We start from the raw sequence: 10,365 nt of genomic DNA, 5'->3' as shown, positions 1-10,365 counted from the left end.
AACGGCCGACTCGAACACCTCCGCGGCTCCGCCCTCGGCTTCCGCAACCTCACCCACTACATCGCCCGATCTCTACTCGAGGCCGGCGGATTCAGACCCCGACTACACCCTCAACTGCGATGAGCCCGATATCGCCCACTACGTCAGTGGGAGCAGCTAAGCTACGAGAAGGTTCGAAATCGCACGCTGAAACAGAGCGTCATCAGTACCAAGCAAGGTAGGTCTAGACAGTGATCAGATTCAGGCAGAGTGAACGCTTCCTCGGCGCAGGCGGTACAGCCAGAGCCACGAATTTCACCAGGCAACGACTGTTTCTGGACTCATCGCATTATCCCCCGACTACATCGAGACACGTGGCGAAATCACTAAAGCTTAAACAGGCCCCTGAATCACAGAACCTCCCTGTTGCAGTCGGGAGGATATTCCTATGACCTATGAGATCCTCACCCCGGGAATCGAGCTACTGGAATCCATGCGATCAGTAGGGTATTCCTTCGACGACGCCATCGCAGATCTTATCGACAATAGCGTCACTGCAAATGCGGACCGTGTCGATGTGGCAGGAGATCCAGTCGACGGCCTCTATGTGTCGATTCTCGACAACGGGGACGGAATGTCGCCCGAAGAAGCGAGGACAGCTTTGCGTTTTGCTGGAACTGGACGCGATGCGCGGGCCGAAAACGACTTGGGGCGATTCGGACTGGGCCTCAAGACCGCTTCACTTTCGCAAGGTCGAAAGCTGACTCTGGCTTCGAAGTTGAACGGTGAAGTCACGGTGATCCAGTGGGACTTGGACTTCGTTGCTGAAGCAGGGGACTGGCGAATCCGCGTTCTCGACCGCGAAGATATTGACCACATACCTGCGGCTGTAGACTTCGACCGGTTGGATTCTGGGACATTGGTGATCTGGGAAACTCTGGACTATCTGATAGGAGAGTCCGAGCATCCTGACGAGGTGATGGCCAAGCACCTTCAAGAACTGCGGGAGCATCTCGGATTGGTGTTTCACCAGTTTCTGGATCATAACTACATCGGTGGACTTGAGATCTACGTCAATTCTGTCAAAGCAAAGCCACTGGACCCGTTTCTCTCTTCGGTCCGGAAGACACAGCGCTCACCAGTCGAATATTTCAAGATTCTCGGTGAGACTGTTGAGATGCAGTCCTTCGTGTTGCCCCACAGCAGTGCGTTGACAGAAAAGGAACTGAGACGCAAGGACTTGAGCTATGCGATGGAATCGAAACAAGGCTTCTATGTCTATCGAGGGCATCGGCTGATCGATTGGGGCAGTTGGTACGGAGTGACCAAGCAGTCGCAGTTGAAGAAGCAAACCCGAGTACGGGTGGAGTTCCCGAACAGCCTAGATCATCTTTGGCAGCTTGATATCCGCAAATCAAAAGTCCAGCCACCTCGGGAGTTCCTCAACCACTATCGGGCATTGATCCTCAACGAAACGAGGAAGAGCGAGCGGGTACACACGTACCGCGGCAGAGTTCGGCGGCGAGAGGATGAGGTAACCCCGCTGTGGAACTACATCGAAGAACGCCACCAGATCAGATATGAAGTCAATCACGACCATCCGTTAGTGCAAACGGCATTTACCGGTTTGACGAAAACGCAACGCCGTGCCGTGGAGGCTCTTCTCGAAGACGTCGCGCGCTGTGTGCCCGCGCAGAGTGCATATGTTGAAATATCCGATAACAAAACATATGTCGCCGAAGAATACGACGCAGAGGATATTAGGAAACGAGTCGCCGTTTTTATCGACGGTGGACTCATACCTCGAGATTCGGAAATCGCTTTTGATGTCCTAAAGGATATAGAGCCATTTTCTGAGCAACCGACTCTCCGCGAAATTATCGAAGAATTGATTGAGGACTAAGTTGACTGATTCTGCCCATGAGGAAACCTTTCGTAACATTCTCGCAAACATCCTGTCGAAAACTGATGATTCGGATCTTGCCCATATTAATGAAATAGCATTGGAATACAATGCGCTAAATGAGAAATTCGGCATGAGGATTTCTGACCAGCGAGCGGTAAAGATCGCGACTGAATTGGCCTCGGCGCATAAAAGCAAGCTGGAGTTGGGTGCGACAGTTCGGAACGAGTCCACCTTCGATCCATGGCTCGATGAACGCAAGGCAAAGGTCGAGATGCGCAGGGGCGCAGCATACGATCGGCTGTTGATCGAGCGTGGTTGGGGCAAGAGCGTCGTTCGGACACTTGGTAGACAAACCGACAAGATTGTAGAACTTCTGGGAGATCCGGAGGTCGGAGCCAGCTGGAGTCGAAAAGGACTAGTTATCGGTGAGGTGCAGTCGGGAAAGACCGCCACGTATATAGGTGTGCTGAATAAGGCTATTGATCTTGGGTACCAGATAGTCGTCGTGATCGGTGGCCACACTGAGGACCTTCGAAGGCAGACGCAGGAGCGGTTGGACTCCGACCTTATTGGTGATGACACTTCTTTCCGAAGCGATGGGGCCTCGAGGCGACTTAATACACGGATCGGTGTTGGCCGGATCGATGAGAATATCGGAACAACTGCATTGACTTCGGCTCGCTATGACTTCAGTATGAAGACCGCTGAATCCACGACAGTCAATTTGGCCACTGGCAATCCGACCGTATTTGTGGTGAAGAAAAATACTTCTGTTCTGAAGAGCCTCGCCAAATATATCCGTTCGACTGCCGTTGGAGATGTTCATAATGTTCCGCTCGTCGTTATCGACGACGAGTCCGATTGGGCATCTGTGAATACCAGTGCCAAAGACAAGGAGCGGACCGCGGTCAATAGGGCGATTATCGACCTGCTGTCAGTTTCTCGGCGGAACTCCTATTTGGGGATCACTGCGACACCATTTGCAAATATCCTTATCGCAGACGACAAAGAAGCTCGCGACCTTTTCCCGCGTGATTACATCATGGCGTTGGAAAGCCCTTCGACTTATCGAGGGGTCGATTTTTATTTCCCACCTGAGGGTGATGAATCACAGAATATTAATTCGGGTATAGACGATTTTCATGAATTGCTACCCCAGAAGCATAAAAAAGATGCTGTAGTCAATAAGTTGGCTCGAAGTTTGAAAGATGCAATCCTTGCATTCTTTCTCGCTACGGCGGAACGATACCGTAGGGACGGGGCCCAATCGCCCTCCTCGATGATGGTCAATGTATCCAGATTCAATGCTGTCCAGGAAAAATTTTCAATACTAATAGAAGATTATGTGGAATCTGTAGGTGAAGCTATCCTCGCTTCGGCTGGATACTTCGGTGAGAGAAGTGATGCCACTCCCAGGATCATAAGGGAGCTGCAACGAGTAGCAAATGCCCAGTTTGCTTCGCAAAATCTTGATGTACGCGATCTTGGGCCGGAGCTGCAGAAGGTCGCTGAAGATATTCACATTGACCTAGTGAACGGTCTGACGATGAAGGACCGCAATGATCGGTTGGCGACATTCACTCGAAAGTCCCTCGCTGAGTGGAAGCAAAGGCCCGCGATCTACGTGGGTGGGAATGTTCTTGCCCGCGGCCTGACCTTGGATGGCCTGGTCGTTTCCTATTTTACGCGTAGAGCGGGCGCCGCGGACACATTGCTCCAGATGGGGCGCTGGTTCGGGCATCGGCCAGGCTATGACGATTTGACACGAGTCTGGATGGACCGTGAAGTCATCGATCATTTCACCTACGTGGCCGGAGTTTCGCAAGATCTGCGAAATAGCGTTGCCGAAATGCGCGATCTGAATTTGACCCCGAGGGAATTTGGACTGAAAATTCGATTGCATCCGGAGACTTCCTTTCTCATCACAGCAGCCAACAAACAGCGAGCTGGTGTGAAACATGATTCTCCCGGAGTGTTTTCGTACCGAGGTAAGGCATTCGAAACTCACACAATTCCGAACAATGTACAATTGACTGAGCAGAATCGTCAAGCGGTGTTAGGTCTGCTCGAGATGTTGCCCGCTGGAGGCGCTGAACGGTCGTCGGGGAGTCGAAATATCTACTGGCGAGGTGTGGCTCATGAAACTGTTGAAAGTTTCCTTCATGACTTCAGCCTGAATACGAAATTACCTACAAGCAAGGTGTTCGGTATCGGCTCGTCACTGCCTGCGGGCATAGCTAGCGTCGGGCGTCAATGCGGGTGGACTGTCGGCCTCATGAGCGGAAGCGGCAAACATCCGGTGACGTACCTTGCAGAGGCTGATCTTCCGTACGATGTCGATGCGCGTGCATCGTATCGAAACAACGTGGAACTGTCCGAGGACGGGAAGGACTTAAGGCTTTCCCAGCGGAGATTGGCTACCGGAGGAAACATAGTTGCCTCTGTCGCGAGTGAGGAACGGGCTGCGGCTCTGGCCGCCCGAAAAAAGTCCAAATCGTACTCTGGTTCCAACGATTCCGAGCGTGAACTTACACAAAGCGAAGTGCTGAGGGCTGGGCTAAAGAGCCCGATGCTACTCATCTACACCGTTTCGATAGGACCTGAGTCAACGTCGGCGGTAGACGCCAGCATGCCTCCGGAGAAGAGGAATGCCCGTAGACGTCTAAGCGAGTTGAAGGAAGTGCCTGCTTTGGTTATGGCGACTCCGGGACTATCAGAACAGGAAACAAGAGAGGACCTCGAATCTGGAGGAACCAAATTCGGCTCCAAATACATCGTCAATTCTGTTTACGCCAGACTGGAGCTCGGACTCGGTGATTGGGACGATGTAGACGAAGATGAAGGAGCTGGCCCGTGAGTCTATCAGTTGAACGCATCGTGAGATCTTCTCAGTTGGCCGACGGAGAATTCGATGCGCTTGATCATCCGCACTTCAATGTTTGGCTCCAGTCTCGAGCAGGACATTGTCGAGTATCAGTGGGATATACAGGCAGGATTCCTGTAAGACTTCGCTCAAGCCGGGGGTACCGAGTTATCCACGACTTCAGGCAAGAGAGAGCGATGAACTACGTGGTCTTCGAAGAGAGCGAAGCCAGTCTGAGGAGGGCTTTTGCGACTGTCATGGTGGCTGCGTGGGAAAGTAGCCTGGAAAGCGAATCGCCTGAAGCTAGCTTGAGTTCATTCCTTGTTGTAGTGCGAGATCTCAAACAGTTGTTTGGGCGAGGTCGTTCAGGATTTTCCGCAGACGAGCTTAGAGGACTTATCGCCGAGTTGCTGACAATTCAGAGTCTGATCGATCTAGGTGGTGACGCGGAGCGTGTGCTTTCCGGATGGAAAGCGCCTTGGGGCTCTGTGCGAGATTTCGTCTTTTCGGCGACGCACAGTCTCGAGGTGAAGTCGGCCCGACCTGACAGTGGAACTATTACCGTATCTAGCGTCAGCCAGCTGGATCAGGAAGATCATGGACTGCAACTTGCAGTGTGGCCACTTGTCGAAAACGACGTGGATGCTCCTAAGTCAGTGGGCTTTGCGGATGTCCTTTCGGACCTACGTGTCAAATGTGCCAACGACGAAAATGCCCTCCAACACTTAGACGACGCGATCATAGCTCTAGGGCTGGTGAACGCCGACGACGAGCTGAAAGACGTCGCATTCAGCTACGGCGATTGTGCTGTATACGACGTCAAAGATGATTTTCCGCGGATTCGAGCAGGCGATATTGCTGATCAGATCAGAGACGTCTCATATACGTTGAGGACCGGAGATCTGGCCAAGTTCGCCGCCGAGCTTGCCCTGCCTTGATCTGATTTGGCTACGTTTCCATATAGTGAAAAGAGGATTCGACGATGAATGACTTCCACGCCGAGCTCGAAAACGACATTGCGCTACGAGCTAGTGGGCAAGGTATTTTCCAGATACAAGCGTTTGCAGAAGAGCTCGGGAACCGTCTGCAGGACGCAGAAGAAATCTTCGACCTGAACATCGAACCTGTCTCGTGCCACGGCAGAAATCGTAAGCGACTTGAAATCCTCGGGTACGCCGAAGACGGCGGAGACGACTCTCTGATTGTTCTGGTCGGCAAATATTTCGGCGAATCCGGCGCGAAGCTGAACAAAACTGATGCTGACAAGATCTTCGATTTTGGCAAGTCATTCCTGATTCAGTCTGAAGGGGGATACCTCGTCGACTATCTCGAAGAGAGTTCGAAAGAGTACGAGTACGCAGAGTATTTCAAGACGGCCTCAGAGCGATATGAGCAGATTCGTTTCTTCCTGATCACCGACGCGACGATGAGCGACCGAATCAAGCACATTCCTGATGAAACGGTTGCCGGGCTGCGATCAACATTTGAAATATGGGACCTCAACCGGTTCCAGCAGCTGGCCGAATCGCCTTCGGGCAAAGAAGACACAAATGTCGATTTCACTGAGTGGATGCCAGAGGGGCTGCCAATGCTGGCCAGTCAGGACGATTCAGATAATCCAACATTTGTCGGCATCATTCCGGGCACAGTTCTAGCCGAAGTCTATCGTCGTCACGGGACCAGACTTCTGGAATCGAACGTGCGGACGTTTCTGAGCGCACGGGGAAAGGTCAACCGTGGCATCCAACAGACTCTGAAACAGAACCCGGAGATGTTCCTAGCGTTCAATAATGGGCTGTCCACAACTGCGTCAGAGATCTTGTCGACAGGAGATGACCACACTCGTTTCATCGAAAGCATCACCAATTGGCAGATCGTCAACGGAGGTCAGACCACAGCATCATTGGCACACTACCTGAAGAGCAATTCGAGCAACACTCTCGATGATGTATATGTGCAGATGAAGCTGGTGCTCGTTGCCTCTGAGGAGGCTGCGGAGCGAGTATCGGAAATCTCCCGTTATGCCAACAACCAGAACAAGGTCAGCGAAACTGACTTCTTCTCTAACAGTGAATACCACCGGCACATGAGCAGGTTGAGTGCAAAGGTGCTGGCGCCTCGAGCCAGAGGAGCTCAATACAGCACCCGATGGTTCTACGAGCGCACAAGAGGTGAGTTCGATAATGAACGCGCAAATCGGACAGTCGCTCAAGTGAAAGTTTTTGATCTCGAAGTGCCCAAGAGCCAGAAGATCACTAAGACCGACTGGGCGAAGTATCTGAATGCATGGGACCTACTGCCGCACCTTGTCAGCAAAGGTGCTCAGTCGAACTTCCTCGAGTTCGCGAAGAACGCAACAGACCTGTGGGAAAAACAGAAGTCCGCGTTCAATGAGGAATATTTTCGCAATGGCGTGGCAAAGGCGATTTTGTATTCAGCAATCCGCCGTACAGTTGCGCAGGCAAGTTGGTACGAGTCGGGCTATCTGGCGAATATCGTTGCCTACACAATGGCAAAAATCGCGTATGAGATTCCTCGGCATTTCGCCGGATCCGAATTGGATTTCTCTGCAATATGGAAGCGCCAAGAGCTGCCCGAAACAATGCTCGGCTCGATCGACTCAATTGCCGAGACCGTGCTCGCTGTACTGACCGCGGAAGATAGGCCGCAGGCGAACGTAACTCAGTGGGCAAAGCAACAGGCGTGTTGGGAGCGGGTCAAACGCGCACCTATTGAGTTCCGTCCAGAGTTCAAGAAGGCGCTTGTTGACAAGTCTGATGCTCAAGGAAAGCGTACGGAAGCCCGAAAGCTGCAGGCGATGGACAATGAATTCGAGGATGCGGCGCGAGTGCTGGCGGTAGCCCCTGCTGTATGGGAGAAGGCGCTCTCGGAAGGTGTTTCTGAGGGTCTGCTCTCGAGCACAAACGTCGGAATAATTGAGAAGCTTCGCCAGGGTTCTATGGTGCCGACTGCACGACAGTCCAAATCGGTGCTTACTGCTCTGCAGCGGTTGGCAGATTTTGGGGTGGTGGGCAAAGACGAGTTCTGAGAGTGGCCCACGAAAGGGTGAAGACGGGTCATGGGCGTCTTCTGAGCATGCGCGTCTAACTATGGTAGCTAACAAGAGGCGTGACACTAAGCCGGAGCTGGCTCTGCGGTCGATCCTGCACTCTCGAGGGCTGCGCTTCCGTGTGGACTGTTCTCCGATGAAAGGGGTCAGGTCACGAGCTGACATTGTTTTCACCAAGGCGAAGATCGCAGTTTTCGTCGACGGGTGCTTCTGGCATGGTTGCCCGGAGCATTTCATCATGCCCAAGACGAACACAGATTACTGGTCGACGAAGATCAGCCGAAACTCGGAACGAGATTCTGCAGTCAACCGAAAGCTGAAGGACGCGGGATGGACCGTTATCCGGGTATGGGAGCACGAAGACTCTAGTGCGGCCGCCGACCGTATCGAAGCTGAATGGAAGCGAGCAGTGCAGTGATCCGAAGTGCAGGTTCAGTCGATGTATGTGGTTTGAGCTGATTTGAGTTACTTGCCCGGACTCGTTTGAACGGCCTCCCACGCGAAGGTCGCGAGCCAGTGGGACGACACGTACTCGTCTGAAACCGCGGCCTCGAGACCGGGCGCCATCAGCGATTCGACCCGTGTGAACATGCCTTTGGCCTGCGCCATGATGTCATCATTGCCCGTATTCTCCGCGATCGCTTCTAGCCTCGGCGACAATCGCATCACCGATGCCGCGACCGAGAGGCCCAAACCGTAGAGGTGACTCTGGTGGCCATCGGTCGGGTCCAAGACCTTGACTGGGGTGAGTGCCGGCGACTCCGGCGACAACTCCGACAGGAACGCAGGCAGCCACGTTGCCAACTCGTCGTCGGTGAGCACTTCGGCCATGAGGTCGGCCTCGCACAGGCCGGGGGAGAGGAAGTCGTGACCGCTGCGTTCCTGTACGAAATTCCAGGCGGCATCCTCGGCGAAGAATCGGCGAGCTGACCCCGCGATGACATCGACGACATCGTGACGGTCTGCCTCCCGGGCGCCCACCAGGATCCGACGCAGCCCGAACGCGGTGTTCGAATGCACCCCGTGCCGAACCGGCTCGGCAACCTTCCGCAACCATGCGGACACCAAGTCGAATACCGTCTCAGCGAGCACTCGAGCGTTTGTTCCCAACTCCTGCAACTCCGCAACGCTGCTGGCATTGAGCACCCGGTCGAGCTCGACCGCCCACGCCCAGCCATACGGCCGCTCCCACGATGGATTCTCGCGGAGGAACGCCGCCTCGGCGAGCATATTCTCCGCACTCAAATGGGACGACAGGACGTCGAGGGCACGGTCACGCCAGCTCGCATCCTGGGCCTCCTCGGTCCCCAGCAACGACGCCAACAAGTAGTGCATGTGCACGCTGGAATGCCAGTCGAACGAGTTCGCGAACGCGGGATTCTTCTCCGCCGCCGGCACGATGTCGGCAGCACTGCGCGCCAGATGATGGGAGGCGAACGGATAGTCACGGGTGATGTTGCTCAGGGCCACCTCGGCGAAAGGGTGGACGAAGCTGTCGAAAGAGTTCATGGGTAGGGTCCTGTTTGCAGATTTCGGTCAGTTTCACCCTAGCGCGCTAGGAACTCGTGGCTGAGCCGCCCACTCGCACTGAACCGCCGTCTTGACTTCGTCCCGTCCGTTCCTGCGGTGATGAGAGCGGAACCTACGGTGCGAATTGTGGCCAGCAACGAGTCACGTGGCAACCGTGCACAACAGTACGCGTTGATCTGCTCTGCATCGGAAATGCGCCAGTGCCTTCCGCCGCGACGCTGGCCGTTCCGAAGCGCCGTTGTACGCTCAGTGACGATCTGAAATTCAGACAGAGGGCATCCAGAACGACTATTGGAACCGGCGGCGTGACCTCACTAGTCTCGAAACTGTCTATATCGATCAGGCGACAGATCAAGCTCTGATTGTTCCTACCTGTACTGAATCTGCCGCTCAAGAGAACCTCCAACATGCCGAGGAAGTCATGTCCAACTCGCAGATCACTGACCCCGCAGAACCGACTGATTCAGTCGAAGCAAAGACAGTCTCCCGAGCCGAGCGCAAACAGCCGATCGGCCTCTTTGCACTCTCCTCCATCGAGATGTGGGAGCGCTTCAGCTTCTACGGTCTGCAGGTCATCCTTGCCTATTACATCTACTACTCGGCGGCCGACGGCGGACTGGGACTTTCCGAAGGAGAAGCGCTGGCCATCACCGGCGCCTACGGAGGTGCCGTCTATCTGGGACAGCCGATAGGTGCGTGGTTCGCTGACCGGCTCATCCCCGCGCGGACGATGGCCATGGCCGGTGGAATCATCATTATGGCCGGCCACATAACTTTGGCGGCGGTGCCCGGTATCACCGGTCTCATTGTCGGTCTTGTCCTCATCACCATCGGAACGGGTGCCCTGACTCCGAACGTCTACACCATGGTCGGACGCCTCTACAAGGAACTGGGGTGTGACACTTCTCGTAGACAGTCGTTACCAGGAAGGCACGACAGGGAATCATGTCTACGAATCGCAGGACGTTCACGCCGGAGTTCAAAGCCGACGCGGTCCAGTTGGTGGTGCAGGGGCGC

Annotated in this window: 7 protein-coding genes; 6 read left to right on the top strand and 1 reads right to left on the bottom strand. The window is 54.3% G+C overall.

Going from position 1 to position 10,365, the window contains the following annotated elements:
• The first annotated feature begins 427 nt into the window (after positions 1-427).
• The 5 genes from AACX88_RS17295 to AACX88_RS17275 are packed head-to-tail and all read left to right on the top strand — an operon-like array spanning position 428 to position 8,236.
• Positions 428-1,882: an ATP-binding protein gene (locus AACX88_RS17295; protein ID WP_339394110.1), complete on the top strand. Its 1,455-nt coding sequence runs from the start codon at positions 428-430 to the stop codon at positions 1,880-1,882.
• A gap of 1 nt (position 1,883) precedes the next feature.
• On the top strand, positions 1,884-4,742 hold the full coding sequence (locus AACX88_RS17290) for a Z1 domain-containing protein (protein ID WP_339394109.1): 2,859 nt from the start codon (positions 1,884-1,886) through the stop codon (positions 4,740-4,742).
• Entirely contained in the window at positions 4,739-5,686 is a 948-nt protein-coding gene (locus AACX88_RS17285) for a PD-(D/E)XK motif protein (RefSeq protein ID WP_339394108.1), read from the top strand. Before AACX88_RS17290 ends, AACX88_RS17285 begins: the two co-directional genes overlap by 4 nt.
• Positions 5,687-5,730: 44 nt before the next feature.
• Positions 5,731-7,797 carry an AIPR family protein gene (locus AACX88_RS17280; RefSeq protein WP_339394107.1) on the top strand — a complete coding sequence of 689 codons (2,067 nt, stop codon included), beginning with the start codon at positions 5,731-5,733 and terminating at the stop codon, positions 7,795-7,797.
• Positions 7,685-8,236, top strand: coding sequence for a very short patch repair endonuclease (locus AACX88_RS17275; protein ID WP_339394106.1), 552 nt, complete (start codon positions 7,685-7,687; stop codon positions 8,234-8,236). Before AACX88_RS17280 ends, AACX88_RS17275 begins: the two co-directional genes overlap by 113 nt.
• A 47-nt stretch (positions 8,237-8,283) precedes the next feature.
• Here AACX88_RS17275 and AACX88_RS17270 read toward each other — a convergent pair whose 3' ends face one another.
• Positions 8,284-9,327, bottom strand: a complete 1,044-nt coding sequence (locus AACX88_RS17270) for a DUF2891 family protein (protein ID WP_339394105.1) — start codon at positions 9,325-9,327, stop codon at positions 8,284-8,286.
• A gap of 442 nt (positions 9,328-9,769) precedes the next feature.
• Here AACX88_RS17270 and AACX88_RS17265 point away from each other — a divergent pair.
• A partial coding sequence (locus AACX88_RS17265; RefSeq protein WP_339394104.1) for an MFS transporter occupies positions 9,770-10,365 on the top strand: 596 nt, incomplete at its 3' end.

This window comes from Brevibacterium metallidurans, from assembly GCF_037101285.1.
Taxonomy (GTDB): Bacteria; Actinomycetota; Actinomycetes; order Actinomycetales; family Brevibacteriaceae; genus Brevibacterium; species Brevibacterium metallidurans.
Note: the sequence above shows the minus strand (reverse complement) of the source record. Positions and strands in the feature narration are given on the sequence as shown.

What these genes read in the sequence shown, in the direction of transcription:
- AACX88_RS17280 (WP_339394107.1), top strand. Translation starts at nt 5,731, where the DNA reads ATGAATGACTTCCACGCCGAGCTCGAAAACGACATTGCGCTACGAGCT.
- AACX88_RS17270 (WP_339394105.1), bottom strand. Translation starts at nt 9,327, where the DNA reads ATGAACTCTTTCGACAGCTTCGTCCACCCTTTCGCCGAGGTGGCCCTG.
- AACX88_RS17295 (WP_339394110.1), top strand. Translation starts at nt 428, where the DNA reads ATGACCTATGAGATCCTCACCCCGGGAATCGAGCTACTGGAATCCATG.